Below are 19,020 nucleotides of genomic sequence, written 5' to 3'. Positions count from 1 at the left end.
CCAGCCGCCTATGAAATTACATCTGCGCAAACCCATCGTTTTCTTTGATCTGGAAACCACGGGCGTAGACATCTGCAAAGACCGCATTGTGGAGATCAGCATGCTCAAGGTGATGCCCACCGGTGAGGAAATCCTCAAGACCCGGCGCATCAACCCCACCATTCCCATTCCCATTGAGAGCAGCATGATCCACAAGATCTATGACGATGACGTGGCCGAGTGCCCCACGTTTGCGCAGGTGGCCCGCTCGCTGGAAGAATTCCTGCGCGGCTGTGACCTGGGCGGGTTTAACCTCATCAAGTTTGACATTCCGCTGCTGGCCGAGGAGTTTCTGCGCGTAGATATTGACTTTGACATTGAGAACCGGTCTATTGTAGACGTGTGCCGCATTTTCCACCAGATGGAGCAGCGTACTTTGTCAGCGGCCTATAAGTTCTACTGCGACAAAACCCTGGAGAACGCCCACTCGGCGGAGGCCGATACCATTGCCACCTACGAGATCCTGAAAAGCCAGGTGGCTTTCTACGAGAACGTGCCCCTGCCCGGCGCCGAGGACCAAGCCAATTATCCGGTGAAGAACGACATGCAGGCCCTGCACCAGTTCACCTTCACCAAAACCGCCGACCTCTCCGGCCGCATTATCTATAACGCCGAGGGCGTGGAAGTCTTCAACTTCGGGAAGTACAAGAACATCTCCGTGGAGGACGTGCTCAAGCGCGAGCCCAGCTACTATGACTGGATGATGAAAGGCGATTTCCCGCTCTACACCAAAAAAGTACTCACCCGCATCAAACTCCGCGGCGCCCTCCGGCAAACCGCCATGAAGCAGTAGACTTTGCGTATCTAGTAGCGCGTATCAGGTATCACGATTTACATTTTTCGTTTAGAGGCTGTTTTTCCAAAATAAGCCCCTAAACGAAAAGCACCGTTTCCCAATGCCCGGCTGTCTCAGGATTAGCCGGGCATTCTGGTTTAAGGCTGTTTTTAGAAAAAGAGGCGCTAAACACAAATCGGCGCAGACGCTACGAGGTTATAAATGAATCCAGGGTTGTGAATCCTTTGCTGATGCTTGGAAGAAGGAACTGGCGCGAGACTCCAGACTCGCCGGGAACTACAAAAAGAAAGTGCTAGAATACAGGAGTCTGGAGACTCCATTCATCCATCGGCACGAGTCTGGAGACTCGCGCCAGAAGGGCTGTTGACAGGCAAAGATGCTCTGTTTCAACCCCCAACAGCCTCCACTACCCGCACCCTTTCCAGTCTTTCCTTCGAGCGCCTTGCTTGTGGCCAAAGAAAGGCAGAAGCTAAGCACAAGCTGCATTCACATGGCCGCAAGGGCAGTGCGAGAGGGGAAGACGGGGCTTCGCGGCCGTGAGCGCTTACCAGCAGAGATGGAACAACGCAGCTTATAGAGCCATAGAAATGCTGACAATCGAAGGCAACAGCAGCAATTAAACCAAATTAGATTCTTCTACTTCATTCAGGGGTTATCCTCTGTAAGTAATGATTGCCTAAAACAAAACCCTCGCTCGCGTCCCGCGAGTGTGAGCTATCTGCGGCGTCCCCCCGCTATGCAGGCATTATAAATACACAAAGACGCGGCCAGAGGCCGCACGTAGCGCACACTCGCGGGACGCGAGCGAGGGGAATCACTACTTTTAAAGGACTATCCATTCAGAACCATCCATAATAATATAGTAAAAAGCGTTTAGGGGACTTTTTTGTAAAAACGGCCCCTAAACAGAACGGCCCCTTTCAAAAGAAAGAGGCCGTACCATGGCACTATCAAAGATAGCCTATCTGGCTTTGTCAGACTTAAGCAGCAGCGCTAGGAGCACCGCGCCAAACACAAACCACTTCGTTTTCACTTTCATGGCTTAACGGGCGGTATAGAATTTCTTGGCTTCGGGCATGTGCTTCTGAATGTTGCTGATACGGGTTTCGTTGGAAGGGTGCGTGCTCAGGAACTCCGGGGTTCCGGCTCCGCCGCTGGCCGCCATGCGCTGCCAGAAGGAAATGGCACTCTCGGGGTTGTAACCCGCCATGGCCATGAAAATCAAGCCTAACTGGTCGGCCTCAGACTCCTGGTCGCGGCCATACTTGAGCAAGCCCACGCCGGTTCCAATGCCGTACACCGTGTTGGCTATTTCCTGGGCCGCCGCAGACTTGGCCCCCACTACCGCGCCAAGCGCCGCGCCGCCGTACTGCTGCGCCATCTGCTGGCTGATGCGTTCATTGGAGTGTTTGGCAATGGCGTGGGCAATCTCATGGCCCATTACTACCGCTAATCCCGTTTCATCTTTGGTGATGGGCAGAATACCGGTGTACACCGCCGTTTTACCCCCCGCCATGGCGAAGGCGTTCTGCTGGTTAGGGTCATCAATGAGGTTGAACTCCCACTGGTAGCCTTCCAGCTGACCCGCTAGCCCGTTCTGGGACATATACCGCTCCACAGCCCCCTGAATACGCTGCCCCACCCGTTTCACCATAGCGGTTTGGGAGGCATTGGAAGAAAGCTTGCTTTGCTTCAGTGTTTCATTGTAAGCCTGGAAAGACATGGCAATCACCTCCTGGTCACTTACCAGCGACAACTGCCGCCGACCCGTGATAGGAACCGTGGTACACCCTACCATGAGCAGAACCGCCAGGGTAAAAAGTGCATTTTTGAACGTACGCATTTTCATAGATAGGTTAAGTGGTACAAAAACTGGATTCCGCCGGGCCTCTCGCCGCTGTATAGGAACGTTGACCTATACGGAGAAAAGAAAACAAAGTGTAGTACCCTTTGTAGAATCCGGGCGCAAATCTATTTTATCCGCTATACAATTCCATGCCAATTTTATTTTGTCCCAAGTCTTTTTACTTCCCTTGAGGTAGCAGACAGAAAGCCTTATCTTTGAAAATAAAACTGAACCATGAAAATACTAGCCATAGGCCGCAATTACGCCGAACATATCGCCGAACTGAAAAACGAAGTTCCGGAGGAGCCGGTCATCTTCTTCAAGCCAGATACCGCCGTGCTGCGCAACAACGAACCCTTCTACTACCCAGACTACAGCACAGACATCCACTATGAGGTGGAGCTGGTGCTGCGCATTGGCAAAGAGGGCAAGAACATCCAGCCTAAGTTCGCGGCGAAGTATTTTGACGGCATTGGTATTGGTGTGGACTTCACGGCGCGCGACCTGCAGACCAAAGCCAAAAACAAGGGCCTGCCCTGGACGTTGGCCAAAGGCTTCAACGGCTCTGCCCCGGTCTCTGAGTTTCTGCCGGTAGAGGAATTCCCGGCCTTTGACAACATCAACTTCGGGCTTATGCTGAACGGCGAGTTGAAGCAACAGGGCAATTCCGGCATGATGATCCATGACTTTGCCGCCATTCTCTCGTATATGTCCCGGTTCATCACGCTCAAGAAAGGCGATTTCATTTTCACCGGCACCCCGGCAGGCGTTGGTCCGGTTAAAATAGGCGACCGTTTAGAGGCGTTCATTGAAGACAAAACCTTACTCAATTTTGAAGTTAAATAGTTTCCGTTCGTTCATCGTCGCTTTTTTGGTGGGGAGCAGCGCGGCCGCCGTGGCCCAGCAGGCTCCTTTTGCCGCCAATCCGTTTCTATTCCCCATTAAGCCCGGCACCCAGAACTTTCTCTCCGGGAGCATGGGCGAGATCAGGCCCAACCACTTCCACGGGGGCATTGACATCAAGACCGAAGGAAAAATCGGCTTGCCGGTCTACGCCGCTGCCGATGGCTACATTTCCCGGGTGAAGGTCTCCAGCTACGGTTACGGCAACCTCATTTACATTACCCACCCGGGCGGGCTGGTGACCACGTACGCCCACCTGAACCATTTCCCCCCTGCCCTGGCCGAGCACATGTTGCAGGTGCAGTACCAGAAAAAGGCATTTGATGTGGAGGTGGCCCTGAACGAGACGCAGTTTCCAGTCAAAAAAGGGGATGTGATCGCGTTCTCCGGCAACACGGGTGGCTCCGGCGGTCCGCACCTGCACTTTGAGGTACGCGATACCAAAGACAACCTGCTCAACCCGCTGCGCTACGGCTTCCCCGAGATAGTAGACAATATTCCGCCCACGGTCTACAATTTCGCGCTAACCCCGCAGAGCATTGACGCCCGCGTGAAAGGCGAGTTTGAGCGCCGCGAGTTTACCCCGGTCAAGCAAGGCACCACGTACACCATTCCGGACACCATCTCGGCGGCGGGTTTGCTGGGGCTGGAAATTCAGGCCATTGACCAGTACAACGGGGCGGCCAACACCAACGGAGTGCAGGCCATGGAACTCAGGATCAACGGTGAGACCATTTACCGCCATAACATTGACGGCGTACCGTTTGATTTACAGCGGCAGGTGTCGGTGCACATCAATTTCCCGGTGTTCAAGCTCAAGAACCGGGCGTTCCAGCGCCTGTACGTGGCAGATGGCAATACCCTGCCTATCTATGAGATAGACAACAACCGCGGCCGGTTCCGGATTGAGGAAGGCAAAATCTATGAAGTAGTGGCTGACCTTACCGATTCCTATAAGAACCTGACCCAACTGCGTTTCTACGTGCGGGGAGAAGGCAGCGCCTATAAGGAACTAGGTAAACCCACTGTCACGAAGCCTAAAATTGGACACGAGATCATGGAGAGCATCCTTAAAATCACGGTAGCAGACACGGCCAAAGCCGCCCGCAACCTGGACCTCTACATTGGCAACTACAAATACGCCGTGATTCCGTCTTACACCACCAGCGCCGGCTCAGTGTACCTGTACAACCTGATTGGCGGTTTACCGGACTCCGCTGAAGTGACGGGGACTAAGGTCAGGTTCCCGTTCAACCACCTGGTACCGCCCAAGACGGAATACCTGTACTCTAACCGGTTTATGGACATCACCTTCGGGCATAACTCGCTGTATGACACGCTTATCCTGCAAACGAGCCAGGACGCTAACGACGTGTTCACCATCAACAACCCACTCACCACGCTGTTCCGGCCGGTGCAGGTTACCATTAGACCCAGCAAGCTGCCCGCAGACAAATCCAAGGCAGCCGTGTACGCGTTGGGTTGGGGACGGGGTGCCGGGTTTCTGGGAGGCACCTGGAACGGTGACGCCATCACGTTCAGCGCCCGCGACCTGGGCAAGTTCAAAGTCCTGAGTGATACGGTGGCCCCTACCATTAAACTGGCGAGCAAATCACCGAACCAGCTCAAGTTCATCATCCGGGACAACCTCTCCGGAATTGCGTCCTGGAGCTGTGAGGTGAACGGCCAGTGGCTGCTGCTCAAATGGGAGCACAAAAACGCCACCCTCACCTCAGAGAAATTGGATAAAACCGTACCTTTGGCCGGTGACGTGGTCTTGCGCGTGCGCGATGCCATGGGCAACGAAGCCGTGTACCAGACCAAGATATAATGAGGTGAGAATTGAAGGTGAAGCGTTAAACGTCTGCGCTTTTAAGATTGTGATTAGCGGCTGTTTTCTGAAAAAGAGCCGCTAATCACACATATAAGACTTCACCTCAACCTAATACCTTTAAACACTTAATAAAAAGCAATGCTACAGATAGGTGATGCCGCCCCAGATTTTGAAGTGAAAGACCAAAACGGTCAGCTGGTGACACTCAACCAGTTCAGAGGCAAAAAAGTGGTACTCTACTTCTACCCAAAGAATGATACCCCGGGCTGCACCGCCCAGGCCTGTAACCTCAGAGATAACTATGAGGCGCTTTTGGCCAAAGGCTACGTGGTATTGGGGGTAAGTGTAGACAATGAGCAGAAGCACCAGAAGTTCATCCAGAAATACAACCTACCCTTCCCCCTTCTGGCCGACACCGAGAAAGAGGTGGTGGAGAAATACGGCGTGTGGCAGGAGAAAAGCATGTACGGCCGCAAATACATGGGCACCATGCGCTACACCTTCGTGATAGATGAGGAAGGCAAGATTGAAGACATCGTCACCAAGGTAGACACCAAGAACCACACCGCGCAGCTGTTGAAATAAGCCAAAGGGTTGCCCTCCTACCGGAACGGGCGGCCCTTTTGCGTTTAGGGGCTATTTTTTCAAAAACAGCCCCTAAACGCAAGCTCAGCTCAGATCTGCCCATTGCACTGCTCGTGAACCAACTAACGGGCTTTCAGAGCAACCCCCTGGCGCAACTCAAAGAAACCCTGAACGACTATTACCTCACCTGGCAGGCTGGCCCACCCTCCTGCCTCTACTTTTCCTTGGCGTATGAAGCTGGCCCGTACTCTTGGTTTGAATCTGGTTTGCCTCCTGCTAGCGGCGTTCATGGTACTGCCTGCGGCGGCGCAGAACAAAGCCCCTGTACCTAAGAAAACCCGCCTGCTGTTTCTCCTGGATGCGTCTGGTTCCATGATGGCCAAGTGGGAGAACAGCCAGCGCTGGGCAGTGGCCAAAACCATGCTGGTCCGCATGGCCGATTCCCTGGACACCTACGCGAACCTGGAGATTGCCCTGCGGGTGTACGGGCACCAGTCGCCGGTGACGCAGAAGAACTGCAAAGACTCCAAGCTGGAGGTCCCGTTTGCCGCCCACAACGCGGGCAACATCAAGAAACGCCTGCAGCAGATCACCCCTAAAGGCAACACGCCCATCACGTACTCCCTGCAGCAATCGGCTAACGATTTTCCCGTAGATCCTAACGCGCGAAACGTCATCATTATCATCACCGATGGGCTGGAAAGCTGCGGCGGCGATCCCTGTGCCACCTCTTTGGCGTTGCAGAAAAAGCGGGTGTTCCTGAAACCATTCATCATTGGCCTGGGCGACGACCCCGGCTACGCGCAGCAGTTTGGGTGCATGGGCCAGTATTACAATGCCTCAGACATCAAAACCTTCCAGCAGGTGCTGGACAACGTGGTGAGCATCGCACTCAAAAAAACCACCGTGTCTGTAGACCTCACCGATGACGCCGGCCGCTCCGTGGAGAGCAACGTGAACATGACCTTCCTGAACAACGTGACCGGCCAGCCTGAGTACAACTTTGTGCATTACCGTGACCTAGCGGGCAAGCCCGATGTGCTGGAGATTGACGCGCTCCTTTCCTATGACCTGGAGGTGAACACCATTCCGGCCGTGACGCTGCCCAACCTCAACATTGTTCCTGGCAAGCACAACGTGTTCAAGGTGAAGGTACCGCAAGGGTATCTGTACCTGCGGCAGGACGCGCCTACCTCTTACGGCTCCGTGACGGCGCTGGTGCGCGAGAAAGGCAGCCCCTATATTCTACAGACCCAGCGGTTCCCCAGCCAGCAGAAATACTTGGCCGGCACCTATGACGTGGAGCTGTTGACCCTGCCCCGCATCAGGCAGACGGTGACCGTAAAACAGGGCCAGGCCACCCAGGTTACTTTCGCACCGCCGGGCTCGCTCAGCATCACGCAGGATTTGCAAGGCTACGGCAGCCTGTACGTGCTCCGGCCCGACGGCACCCAGGAATGGATCTGGAACCTGCCCGAAGGCAGCAGCAAAATCAGTTTGCCCTTACAGCCGGGCCGTTACCGCGTGGTGTTCAGGATGAGGACCGCCAAGGGTAGCCAGTTCACAGATGTAAAGGATTTCACCATTAGATCAAACCTCACCACCACCATCAAACTTTTCAACTAATCACTAATTAATAAGATGAAGGATTTCCGCTACGCAGCGTTGAAAAGCACCCGCTCCGGTTTTGGGGCTGGTCTGCCGGCACTTGGCCGCACCAATCCAAACACAGCCATCCTCTTGGTCCACCAGAATGAGTCTCTTAATTAGGGTCATTGGCAGAGGGAGTTTCAGGCGCGTTTCTTCCAGGTGGGCAGTGTAGAAGCCGCCCAACGTGCCGTTGCCCCAAAATAAAGTTCTATCTTGTAGCTTAATCTTTACCCATAGACAAGAACCCCGGCGGCAGAGCGTTGTCTTAGGCGGAAAGAAGCTGGCGTTTAGGGGCCGTTTTTGCAAAAACAGCCCCTAAACGCCAGCGCTTCCTACCCTACGGCAAGAGCTCCATCAGCAGAAACACCTGACTTTCCTTTGGAAGACAAAGAGATCTTAGACAAATTCCAGCAGCCTGAGTCCCGGAACCTGGCTTTCAACCAACTGGTGCGTAAGTACCAGCAGAAAGTCTATTGGCACGTGCGCAAAATGGTCATTGACCACGACGATGCCGATGACCTCACCCAGGAGGTCTTTGTGAAAGTGTGGTCCCACCTGGAGAATTTCCGCAAAGATTCGCAACTCTACACCTGGATTTACCGCATTGCCACCAATGAGTGCCTCAACTTCCTGAGCGCCAAAAAGAAACGTTTCTTCCTGCCCCTCCATGACGTGGGCGCCGTACTCTCAGACAAGCTGGATGCCACTGATTCCTTCTCCGGCGACGAGATTCAGCTGAAACTCCAGAAGGCGCTTCTGCGTCTGCCCGATAAGCAACGGCTGGTCTTCAACATGAAATACTTTGATGACCTCAAGTACGAGGAGATCTCAGAGATTCTGGGCACCTCTGTGGGGGCTTTGAAAGCCTCTTATCACATTGCCGTGAAAAAAATTGAAGAATATTTGAAGCACGATTAAACCCCGGCGGGCCAATCCCATCTAACCCACAGAGCGAGATGAAAAAGGAGTTTGACATGACAGAGTTACCCAAAGACCCAGGCTTTCAGGTGCCGGAGCGTTATTTTGACGCCCTGCCCACCCGCATTATGCAGCGCACGGCCTATGCCGCCGCGCCTAAGCCGTCTGCCGTCTCCAGGTTCTGGCAGTTGAAAACCGCTCTGGCCAGTGTTTCGCTGGGTGCCGTGTTCGCGGTGGCGTTTTTGGCCACTGAGTACCTGAGCCCTGAGCCCAGCGCCCAGGATGTGATGGCGCAGGTGTCCCAGAAGGAGATTTACCAGTACCTCACCACGCAGGTAGACCTGGAAACCGCAGACCTGGCCGATGTGCCGGCCGTGAAGCCGCGCCAGTCACTGGAGTTCCTGGACGTGCGGCAGACGGACATAGTCAATGAAGAGCATACTAATGAGTTGTTGGAAGAAGCGTATGAGTACCGTTAACCAAAGAAGCATGAAATTCCCAAAAGTGCTGTTCCTGTTTTTGTTTCTGATGGGTTCTGCCGCCTTCGCCCAGGGGCAGAAAAAAGAAACCCCCGAAGAACGCAAAGCCCGGATTGAGAAAATTGAGACCGCCAAAATCGCGTTTATCACAGACAAAGTAAAATTCACCACCGAGCAGGCCCAGCGTTTCTGGCCCGTCTACAAAGAGTACGAGAACCGCAAGAACGAGCTGCGCCAGAAAACCCAATCGCTGCGCGAAGAAAACCTGAACAACCTGTCTGAAGAGCAGATCCAGGACGCCCTGGAAAGCCGCCTCAGCATAAGGCAGCGGGAACTGGACCTAGACCGGGAGTACATGGAGAAATACCTGCGCATCATGAGGCCACGGCAGCTGGCCACGTTCTACCGCTCTGAGCGGGAGTTCACCAAGCTATTGCTGGAGCGACTGCAAACGGCCAGCAAATAATTTTTGTTTTATTTGTAGAGTGAGGAGGAGGCAGAAGCCTCCTTTTCCTTTTGCGGTTTGGCCCTGTTTCCGGAAAAAGAGCCTCTAAACGCAAAATTGATATTAGTATAGAGAGCCGCTCCTCTTGCCGCCGGGTTTTAAATGATCTCCATTCTCCGTACGTTTCAGCTCCTCCCGCCTTCGTTGGCTCCCGCTATTTAACACCGTTTCTTCCCGTACCTCAACTACCGTTTAGGGGCTCTTTTTCTGAAAATAGCCCCTAAACGCAGCATCTATCGGCTATGGGTTTAGGAGCAAATGGGTAGTTTTAGTCTCAATCTAACTACAAGAAATATAGTAAGTTCCGCAGGATAAAGGGGAGGCACTCTCCTGGCGGAAACTTACGGTGGAAGAGCGCCTTCGGGCAATATTTGTATCTTTGGGGCTCAAAATTCAGAATCCTATGCTTTCTCCCCGTCAGCTTTTCCTGCAACACCAGGCCCAAACCACCGATTTCCCCTTGCTTCTAGAAGTAGAAAAAGCCGAGGGCGTGTACATGTACGGCCCGGCCGGACAGCGGTACCTGGACATGATCTCCGGCATTGGGGTGAGCAACGTGGGACACCGTCACCCAAGGGTGTTGCAGGCCATTCACGAGCAGCTAGACAAATACCTGCACCTCATGGTGTACGGTGAGATAGTACAGGCCCCGCCTGCCCAACTGGCGCACGCTTTGGCGCAAACGCTCCCCGAAGGGTTGGACAACGTGTACTTCGTTTCCTCTGGGAGTGAGGCGGTGGAAGGTGCCTGCAAACTGGCCAAACGCTTTACCGGCCGAACCGAGCTAATCGCGTTCAACAATGCGTACCACGGCTCTACTCAGGGTTCGCTTTCGCTCAACGGCTCAGAGAATTTCAAGCGGGCGTTCCGGCCGTTGCTGCCAGATGTGCGCCACATCCGCCACAACCAGCTGGAAGACCTGGACCAGATCACCTCCCGCACGGCAGCCGTGATACTGGAGACGGTGCAGGGCGAAGCGGGCGTACGCGTACCCACTAAAGAATACTTACAGGCACTGCGGCAGCGTTGCACGGAGGTAGGAGCCCTGCTGGTGCTGGACGAGATCCAGAGCGGTTTTGGGCGCACCGGTACCTTCTGGGCTTTTGAACACTTCAACATAGTGCCAGACATTCTTACCTGCGCCAAAGGCATGGGCGGCGGCATGCCCATTGGGGCCTTCATCTCCAGACAGGAAATCATGCACTCGCTCAAGAACGATCCCATGCTGGGGCATATCACCACGTTTGGCGGCCATCCGGTTTCCTGCGCGGCCTCTTTGGCCACTTTGCGGGTAATTCAGGAGGAAGGCCTGCTGGCACAGGTAGAGGCCAAAGCCAATCGGTTCAAAGAGCGGTTGGTACACCCCGCCGTCCGGGAAATCCGGAACCTGGGCCTGATGATGGCCGTTGAATTCGACTCTTTTGACACCCTGAAACGCATCATTGACAAAGCCATCCTGAAGGGCGTGCTCACTGACTGGTTCCTGTTCTGCGACAACTCCATGCGCATTGCCCCTCCCCTCACCATCACGTTCCCAGAAATTGACACCGCCTGTGACCTTGTGTTAGAGGCCATTGTGGAAGAAGTGGGTTTCTAGCATTTATACCACCCGCCCAGGAATAAAATAAGTCCAGTTTAATCTAGAACCTTTTAAACCCTGTTACAGTACAACACACCACTTAGCATAAAAGCCGACTGGTTACGTGCGCCCTTTTAAGACAACGCCCCTACACCTATATAACCCTTTGCGCCCCCATGGAGATTGCCTTAGTTCTGTTTTTGCTTTTGGCGGCCGTTGCAATGTTCGCCTCAGAGAAACTCTCTGTGGATGTGGTGACCCTTATTCTGCTTATTGTCTTAACCACCACTAAAATCATAAGCCCAGCCGAGGCCTTTGCCGGGTTCAGCAGTGATTTCATCATCATTCTGGCGTCCATTTTTGTCATTAGCGCGGCGCTGGAAGACACCGGCGTGCTAGACTTTCTGGTAAACTGGCTCATGCGGCACACGGGGCACCGGCCACTCACCCTGCTGCTGTTCATCATGGTCATTCCGGGCATAGTCTCGGCGTTCATGAACAACACCACCGTAACCGCGCTTTTCGTGACGCCTATTGTAGGGGTAGCCAAGAAAATGCGCACCAGCAGCTCCAAATACCTCATGCCGCTGGCCTATGCCTCCATTCTGGGCGGTACCTGTACCCTCATTGGCACCTCCACCAACGTGGCCGTGAGCGGCTACATGAGTAAGGCGGGGTATGAGCCCTTCGGCTTCTTTGAGTTCTCCGGGATTGGCCTGGTTATTTTTGCGGTGGGCATTGTGTACATGATGACCATTGGCCGGCGCCTGTTGCCAGAGACCTCTACCCAAGGCCTTACCTCCAAATACAACATCAAAACCTACCTCACAGAGATCATTGTGCAGGATGACTCCCCGCTCATTGGCCAGATTGCCTTCGCGTCTGATCTCTCCAAGATGAGCTTCCGGATTCTCAACATCATCAGAAACAAAGAGAACTTTCTGCCAGACTACCGCACCCGCATCAGAAACAGTGATGTGTTGTTGGTGGAGGGCGAAATTGAAGACCTGATCAAGGTGAAGGAAACCAAAGGCATCCAGATTCTGGCCGACGTGATTGTGGAGGATGACCTGGTGGGCGGCGACATCCGGCTGGCCGAAATCCTGATCACGGGTAAATCTGACCTCTTGAAGAACACCATCAGGCAGGTGGAGTTTCTGCGCCGCTTCGGGCTGGTGGTGCTGGCCGTGTCGCGCCAGGGCGAAACTATCAGAACCAAAATTGGCGATGTGCAGCTGCAACTAGGTGATTTGCTGCTGGTGCAGGGCTCAGGTGAGCGGCTGGAATACCTGAAAATGAACCAACACCTGGCAGTGCTGGATGAATTTAAACCCATTCTGTTTAAAGAACGCAAAGGCCTATTGACCTTGGGGTTCTTTATTATGGCTATTATTGTAGGAAGCCTGAACCTGCTGCCGCTGTCGGTGAGTTTTCTGTGTGCGGCGGTGCTGAGCGTCCTGTTCAAGTGCATCTCCACAGACAGGGCCTACCAGGTGATTGACTGGCGCCTGCTCATTCTCATTGGCGGTATGACGGCCTTCGGCTTGGCCATGGAAAACACCGGCGCCGACAAGTTCCTGGCCGAGAACATAGTGCGGTTGCTGGAGCCGTTTGGGGTACTGGTGATTATGGCTGGGTTTATTCTGCTCACGGTGTTCCTCACGCAGCCCATGTCCAATGCTGCCGCCGCGCTGGTGGTGCTTCCGGTGGCCCTGCAAACGGCCATTCAGTTAGATGTAAACCCGCGCACCTTCGCCATTGCCATCATGCTGTCGGCCTCGGTATCGCTCATCACGCCGTTTGAGCCGTCCTGTATTCTGGTGTATGGACCGGGCAAGTACACGTTCAAAGACTTCCTAAAGATAGGCTCCGGGCTTACGCTGCTGCTCATAACCATCATCTTGTTTGTAGTGCCCATGTTCTGGCCGCTATAAATGGGCGTTTAGCGGCTCTTTTTCTGAAAACGGGCCTAAAACAACCTTTACCGGAACAGTGCCAACGCAGCCACGTACAGAAGAGAGACCACCTTTCTTGTGTATGATGCGAATCTTGTGCGTATGTTTACTTTTGCTGTGGGGCTGCAAGCCGGAGAAAGTACAGGAACAGGCTGAGTTACCTGCGGCCGCATCGGCGCCCGCCACTTTGGAGGAAACCGTAGACTCCGTTGCCAATACCCGCATAGACGGCACCGCCACCACCCCCTCACCCCGCCTGGACGTAAAACAGCAGCTGCCCTCTGAGCTGGAGGTGCATTTAGACCGCACTCACGGCCTCTGGCAGTTCCCCACCCTCACAGATTCTGATGTGCAGCGAATTCCCCAGGAAGAACAGGGACCTTACTTTTTACAGGCAGATTTCAACGGCGACCAACAGACCGACTACGCCATTCAGCTGGTGGAAAGAGATTCTGCCTTTGTGTATGCGTTTGTGCGGCAAGCAGATGATGAGTGGAAGGAATTTCTTTTGGAACGTGAGCAGCTTTACCTCATAGACGGTAAAAAGAGAAGCATCCGGTACCTCAAACTGGCCAAGAAAACAGACAAGTACTATGATTACGCCACCCGCAAGCGCATGACTATTCCGCAAGACGGCATCTCTGTGGGGGCGGAGAACTACGTGGCCACCTACGTCTGGGAGAAAGGGAAATTCAGGAAATTTGAAACCGGTGATTAGCCTAACAGCCCGCGCTACAGCTCCAGAAAGCTGATGGCTTCGCTTTTGATTTCCTCACGGGAAAGACCATCTTTCACACCCGTGGTGATTTTCTTCACCAGTACTCCCACCACGGCTTTCCTGAATCCCATTTTGGTGGCAATGTCAATACAGAACTCCATCTCGCTGTCATCCACAATGCCATCGGCGAGCATCATCTCCACCAGGTCGTAAATCTGGTCAAACCGGTCCATGTCATTGTTGGGCATGGTCAGTTTCACGTTGTGGCTATCTGCCAGCAGGGCGCGCACGTCTTGGGCGCGCATGCCTTTTCGTTCGCCAATAGAGATGATGTGCTCCATTTCTGCCGCATCTATGTGCCCATCAATTTTAGCCAGAGCCCCTAAATTCACAATATGGCTCTTGAGCCGCTTTGTTTCTTCACTCTCAAAAATCGAAAACATTGAGTTCCTTTAGTTGGTGTTGTCCAAAAAGATTTATGTGGGTAGTGCTGCTACTGCGCAAATTTCTGCGCTAAGGGATATACTCCCATAATTTACGGAATTTTGGAAAAATAGCCGCCCCAAACCTGGAAATGTGTTCAAATTTTTCCCGCCACGCTGGTTTTTATGCCTTTACGGCCACATCTTGGGCAAACGGGAAACGCCACAATTGCCGTTGGCCAGACACTTTTTGCCCCCTTACCCGCCGTAAAGCTTGAGTTTTCTTAAGTTATGCCTTACTTTGTGGCTCCGTATTAGATGTTAAGATGAAGAAAATAGCTGTTTTTACGTCTGGGGGAGATGCCCCGGGCATGAATGCCTGTATCCGTGCCGTGGTGCGGACGGCAGTCTACCATAAATTAGAAGTGTACGGAATTGGCCGTGGTTACAACGGCATGATCCAGGGAGAGATCTACAGGTTATTCTCCCACTCCGTGAGCAATATCATCCAGAAAGGCGGTACCATCCTCAAATCGGCCCGCTGCCTTGAGTTCCAGACCCCGGAAGGAAGAAAAAGAGCCTTTGAGCAAATCTCCAAGTTCGGGATTGAGGGCATTGTGGCCATTGGCGGCAACGGTACCTTTACCGGCGCCAAGGTTTTCTATGAAGAATATGGCATTCCTATCATTGGCGCGCCCGGCACCATAGACAATGACCTGTTCGGGACAGACTATACCATTGGCTATGACACCGCCGTGAACACCGCCCTAGATGCCATTGACAAGATCAGAGACACCGCCGATAGCCATGAGCGCGTGTTCTTTGTGGAAGTGATGGGCCGTGACTCTGGGTACATTGCCCTCCCCTGCGCCATTGGCGGCGGGGCCGAGATGGTGATGATTCCGGAGACCATTACCTCCATGTCTGAAGTGATTGAGACCCTACAGCAGGGCTGGCGCCGCTCCAAAACCTCCTTCATCATTATTGTGGCCGAAGGCGACGACGAAGGCGGGGCCACTGAGATTGCCGCCAAAGTGAAAGAGGCGCTTCCGCAGATGGACGCCAAAGTGACCATCATCGGGCACGTGCAGCGCGGAGGCCGCCCCACCGCCGCCGACCGTCTCCTGAGCAGCCAGATGGGTGTTGCCGCCGTAGAAGGCCTGATTGAAGGCAGAGCCAATGAAATGGTAGGCGTGATCAACGGCGAGGTGGTGTACACGCCTTTCCATGACACCATCACCAAGAAAAAACCGATCAGCGAGAGCTTCCTCAAACTGGTGGAAGTGTTGAGCGTGTAAGGACCTCGGTCTATTTTACACGAAATGCGTTTAGAGCCTGATTTTGGAAAAAAAGGCTCTAAACGCATTTTGTGTTTTAGCTGCTCCTGGCGCTGCTTTACCAGCATGGGCGCGGCGGTTGCCTAACCAATTAGGACAGGCACCGTTTTACATTCTCTAACTACACTATAACTATGGAATACAGACAGCTGGGTGCCTCAGGTTTGATGGTACCCGTCCTCAGTTTCGGGACTGCCACCTTTGGCGGGGGCAACGAATTCTTCAAGGCCTGGGGCAGCACGCAGGTAGACGAAGCCACCCGCCTGGTGAACCTATGTATGGACGCTGGCGTGAATTTCTTTGATACCGCCAACACGTACTCACAGGGGTTGTCTGAGGAAATCCTGGGCAAAGCCATCACCGGCCTCCGCGACCAGGTGATTCTCTCCACCAAGGGCACCTTCCCCTTCGGCGAAGGCTTCAACAACCAGGGTTCCTCCCGCCTGCACCTCATGAAACAGATAGAGGGCAGCCTCAAACGCCTGAACACCGATTACATAGACCTGTACCACATGCACGGGTTTGACGGTAACACTCCCGTTGAGGAAACCCTGCGCACCCTAGATGACCTGGTACAAAGCGGGAAAGTGCGCTACATTGCCGCTTCCAACTTTTCTGGCTGGCACCTCATGAAATCACTGGGAGTGTCTGAAAAGTACGGCTGGAACCGCTATGTGGGTCATCAGGTATATTATTCCCTGGCCAACCGTGAATATGAGTGGGAGTTGATGCCGCTGGGTCTGGACCAAAAAGTGGGTGCCATTGTCTGGTCCCCGTTGGCGGCCGGAAGGTTAGGCGGTAAGTACCGCCGGAACCAGCCCCTGCCACCGGATAGCCGTGTTGCCCAGGGCGGAAGCCCCGTGCCGGAGGCGGTGGTCAATGAGGAACTCTTCTACCAAACCATTGACGCGCTGGATGAGGTAGCCGAAGAAACGGGTAAAACCGTGGCCCAGGTAGCTTTGAACTGGCTCTTGCAGCGGCCCACCGTATCCAGTATCATCTTCGGGGCCCGGAATGAGGAACAGCTCAAGCAGAACCTGGGAGCCGTAGGCTGGAACCTGACGACTGAACAAGTGAAGAAACTTGATGCCGCCAGCGCCGCCCCTCCCATTTACCCCTACTGGCACCAGAGACAGAACACTAAACTCAACCCGCTGCCGCCGTTTTATCCCTCAGACAAGATGTCTTAGGCTTTTTAGCAAGTGAAAAGCCGTTTGCGTTTAGGGGCCGTTTTTCCAAAAACGGCCCCTAAACGCAAACGGCTTTTATACAACAGTGAGATGAGTCTCTGACTTACTTCACTGCCTCTATCTGCTGCTGGATGTACAGCACAACCTGCTCATATTGATTGGGGTGAAACCACTGGATTTGGGGGTCACGGTTAAACCAGGTCAGTTGCCGTTTGGCGTAGCGCCTGCTGTTGCGTTTCAGCAGCCGTACCGCTTCCTCATAGGGATAGGCTCCGTCCAGGTAATGGAAAAGCTCTGTGTACCCAACCGTTTGCAGGGCCTGGTGCTGGCGGTAAGGCAACAGTTGTTTCACTTCCTCCAATAGCCCCTGCTCCAGCATCTGGTCCATGCGCCGGTCTATGCGGTCGTAGAGTTCCTGCCGGTCCCGGTTCAGGCCTATTTTGATGATCTGGAAATTGCGCTCCCGCTCCGTGCTTTTCATCCTGAAGGAAGAATATGGCTGGCCGCTGCTCAGGCAAACTTCCAAGGCCCTAATAACCCGCTGCGGGTTCTGTACATCTACCTGCTGGGCGTATGTAGGATCCAGAGCCTTCAATTGCTCCGCTAAAGCAGGAAGCCCCTCCTCCGTGAGCCGCTGCGTCAGTTCTTCTCTGATACCCGGCATGATCTCCGGCATCTCATCCAAACCCTCGCACAGCGCCCGCACATACAACCCTGACCCGCCGGTGGCAATCACGGTTTCATGCTTCTGAAACAAATCTTGGAGAAGAGCCAAGGCATCTTCTTCAAAGGCCCCGGCGTTATATTCTTCCAGAATGGAATGGGAATCTATGAAATGGTGCACCACACCAGCCTGTTCTTCCGGGGTAGGCTTGGCGGTACCAATGCTCAGCTCCCTGAAAAACTGTCTGGAATCCATAGACAAAATCTGCGTTTCGAAGTGCTTGGCCAACTGCACGCAGAAATCGGTCTTCCCCACGGCGGTGGGCCCCACTACAACTATTAAAAATCTGTTCTGTTTCATGTAATTCTGGCGTATAGCGCTACCAGCTGCTGCTCTTCCATTTCCCAGCACCACGCTTCCCGCGCCCGCAGGCAGTTCTGTTGCAGACGGTGGTAGGTCTCTGAATCTTGCAGCAAAGTTAACAGTGCATTCCGTACCTCCTCTACTTCGGCCTGCGCCAGCAGCGCCACTTCATGTTGCGCGTTCAGTTGTTGGTACTCCGGGAACGGCACACACACCTGCGGAATGCCCGCCTGCACATAGTCAAAGAACTTGTTAGCCAATGAGTAGTAGTAACTGAGTCCCTGCGGCTTCAGGAGCATGATGCCGGCCCACGCGGCTGCAGTGATTTTGACTAGTTCAGCCGGCGGAACGTTTCCTTTGAACATTACTTTATCTTCCAAGCCCAGTTGCCTGGCCAAAGCCTTCAGTTGCGGCAGCAGGGGTCCGTCTCCGCAGATAATGAACCGGGCCGGTACCTGTACCATGGCTTGCAGTACCGTTTCCAAAGCCCTCCCCTCATTCAGAGCGCCCTGATAGATAAAGTAAGGTGGATTATCTGGCAAGGCATAGGTGGCCTGCCGCTGGGGCATGTTCCGCACCAAATGCACGGGTCGTCGGTATTTCGCGTGAAAGTATGAAACCAAGGAAGCACTGACTGTATAAGCCAAGGTAGCCCGCCTAAAGGCGAGTTTCTCCATAAAAGCCCAGCAGTTTTTCACCATAGGCCGGTTCACCACCTCTGGCATCTCAGAGAACAGCTCGTGTGCGTCGTATACCAAGGGTTTCCGCTGCCATACAGCCGCAAATATTGCCGCCAGCGCGGTATCAGCATCCACTGCTCCATACACGTCAAACCGATTCCGGAAAAGCCAGAGCATCAGTCTAAGGTTATACTCCAGATAGAAGAAGGGTCCTTTGTGGAAATGGCACGTGATCCGGTGCTGCTTATAGGGTCTACCCTCCAGCTTTGAGGAGCGGGGCAAACGTCTTCCCACCAGGGTAACCTGATACCCGGCCCTGGCCAGAGAACCCGCAATGCGGGTCATGCGCTGGTCGTGGTTTAGGTCAGTGGTGACCGTGAAAACAATGGATTTACCCATGGAAAATGCTTCTAATACTACCTCTCTCCCTCCGGACTTCTTTGGCTCTGTATCCCGTGTATTTCACAGATATTTAAAGTATTTTTGCTAAAATAGGTTTTTTCAAGCCAAGTGCCGCCAACAGGAGAACGGGCTAGCAGCAGACACAACAGAAATAC

At 53.7% G+C, this 19,020-nt stretch carries 17 protein-coding genes; 13 read left to right on the top strand and 4 right to left on the bottom strand.

Annotated elements, in window-relative coordinates; all coding sequences use genetic code 11:
• Window positions 1-10 precede the first annotated feature (10 nt).
• Window positions 11-832, top strand: coding sequence for a 3'-5' exonuclease (locus EFA69_RS14160; RefSeq protein WP_123133758.1), 822 nt, complete (start codon window positions 11-13; stop codon window positions 830-832).
• Window positions 833-1,877: 1,045 nt separating this feature from the next.
• On the opposite strand, the gene EFA69_RS14155 is transcribed toward EFA69_RS14160, so the two are convergent.
• Window positions 1,878-2,678, bottom strand: coding sequence for a M48 family metallopeptidase (locus EFA69_RS14155; protein WP_123134849.1), 801 nt, complete (start codon window positions 2,676-2,678; stop codon window positions 1,878-1,880).
• Window positions 2,679-2,915: 237 nt separating this feature from the next.
• On the opposite strand from EFA69_RS14155, the gene EFA69_RS14150 reads away from it, so the two are divergent.
• The 10 genes from EFA69_RS14150 to EFA69_RS14095 all read left to right on the top strand — a co-directional run bounded on the left by EFA69_RS14150 (window position 2,916) and on the right by EFA69_RS14095 (window position 13,807).
• Window positions 2,916-3,527 (top strand): fumarylacetoacetate hydrolase family protein, encoded by a 612-nt coding sequence (locus EFA69_RS14150; RefSeq protein ID WP_123133757.1) that lies wholly within the window; start codon window positions 2,916-2,918, stop codon window positions 3,525-3,527.
• On the top strand, window positions 3,514-5,415 hold the full coding sequence (locus tag EFA69_RS14145) for a M23 family metallopeptidase (protein ID WP_123133756.1): 1,902 nt from the start codon (window positions 3,514-3,516) through the stop codon (window positions 5,413-5,415). Before EFA69_RS14150 ends, EFA69_RS14145 begins: the two co-directional genes overlap by 14 nt.
• Window positions 5,416-5,556: 141 nt before the next feature.
• Window positions 5,557-6,003, top strand: coding sequence for a thioredoxin-dependent thiol peroxidase (bcp, locus tag EFA69_RS14140; RefSeq protein WP_123133755.1), 447 nt, complete (start codon window positions 5,557-5,559; stop codon window positions 6,001-6,003).
• A gap of 231 nt (window positions 6,004-6,234) precedes the next feature.
• Complete coding sequence (locus tag EFA69_RS14130) at window positions 6,235-7,629, top strand: vWA domain-containing protein (RefSeq protein ID WP_245964588.1); 1,395 nt, start codon at window positions 6,235-6,237, stop codon at window positions 7,627-7,629.
• A gap of 402 nt (window positions 7,630-8,031) precedes the next feature.
• Window positions 8,032-8,571, top strand: a complete 540-nt coding sequence (locus EFA69_RS14120; RefSeq protein WP_123133751.1) for an RNA polymerase sigma factor — start codon at window positions 8,032-8,034, stop codon at window positions 8,569-8,571.
• 38 nt (window positions 8,572-8,609) lie between these two features.
• The gene (locus EFA69_RS14115; protein WP_148041362.1) at window positions 8,610-9,050 is read left to right on the top strand and encodes a hypothetical protein; all 441 of its coding nucleotides are present in this window, start codon (window positions 8,610-8,612) and stop codon (window positions 9,048-9,050) included.
• A 10-nt stretch (window positions 9,051-9,060) separates the two neighbouring features.
• Entirely contained in the window at window positions 9,061-9,516 is a 456-nt protein-coding gene (locus EFA69_RS14110; protein WP_148041361.1) for a hypothetical protein, read from the top strand.
• 442 nt (window positions 9,517-9,958) lie between these two features.
• Window positions 9,959-11,152: an aspartate aminotransferase family protein gene (locus EFA69_RS14105; RefSeq protein ID WP_123134848.1), complete on the top strand. Its 1,194-nt coding sequence runs from the start codon at window positions 9,959-9,961 to the stop codon at window positions 11,150-11,152.
• Between the two features lie 158 nt (window positions 11,153-11,310).
• Complete coding sequence (locus EFA69_RS14100; RefSeq protein WP_123133748.1) at window positions 11,311-13,068, top strand: SLC13 family permease; 1,758 nt, start codon at window positions 11,311-11,313, stop codon at window positions 13,066-13,068.
• Window positions 13,069-13,171: 103 nt separating this feature from the next.
• Entirely contained in the window at window positions 13,172-13,807 is a 636-nt protein-coding gene (locus EFA69_RS14095; RefSeq protein WP_148041360.1) for a hypothetical protein, read from the top strand.
• Window positions 13,808-13,821: 14 nt separating this feature from the next.
• Here EFA69_RS14095 and EFA69_RS14090 read toward each other — a convergent pair whose 3' ends face one another.
• Window positions 13,822-14,250 (bottom strand): tellurite resistance TerB family protein, encoded by a 429-nt coding sequence (locus EFA69_RS14090; RefSeq protein WP_123133746.1) that lies wholly within the window; start codon window positions 14,248-14,250, stop codon window positions 13,822-13,824.
• 305 nt (window positions 14,251-14,555) lie between these two features.
• On the opposite strand from EFA69_RS14090, the gene pfkA reads away from it, so the two are divergent.
• Both pfkA and EFA69_RS14080 read left to right on the top strand, forming a co-directional pair.
• Entirely contained in the window at window positions 14,556-15,527 is a 972-nt protein-coding gene (pfkA, locus tag EFA69_RS14085) for a 6-phosphofructokinase (protein ID WP_123133745.1), read from the top strand.
• Window positions 15,528-15,700: 173 nt separating this feature from the next.
• Entirely contained in the window at window positions 15,701-16,756 is a 1,056-nt protein-coding gene (locus tag EFA69_RS14080; RefSeq protein WP_123133744.1) for an aldo/keto reductase, read from the top strand.
• 103 nt (window positions 16,757-16,859) lie between these two features.
• Here EFA69_RS14080 and miaA read toward each other — a convergent pair whose 3' ends face one another.
• Window positions 16,860-17,780: a tRNA (adenosine(37)-N6)-dimethylallyltransferase MiaA gene (gene miaA, locus EFA69_RS14075; protein WP_123133743.1), complete on the bottom strand. Its 921-nt coding sequence runs from the start codon at window positions 17,778-17,780 to the stop codon at window positions 16,860-16,862.
• On the bottom strand, window positions 17,777-18,862 hold the full coding sequence (locus tag EFA69_RS14070) for a glycosyltransferase (protein ID WP_123133742.1): 1,086 nt from the start codon (window positions 18,860-18,862) through the stop codon (window positions 17,777-17,779). The genes miaA and EFA69_RS14070 overlap by 4 nt, the downstream gene beginning before the upstream one ends.
• Between the last annotated feature and the right edge of the window lie 158 nt (window positions 18,863-19,020).

It is taken from the genome of Rufibacter immobilis (genome assembly GCF_003721565.1).
GTDB lineage: Bacteria > Bacteroidota > Bacteroidia > Cytophagales > Hymenobacteraceae > Nibribacter > Nibribacter immobilis.
Note: the sequence above shows the minus strand (reverse complement) of the source record. Positions and strands in the feature narration are given on the sequence as shown.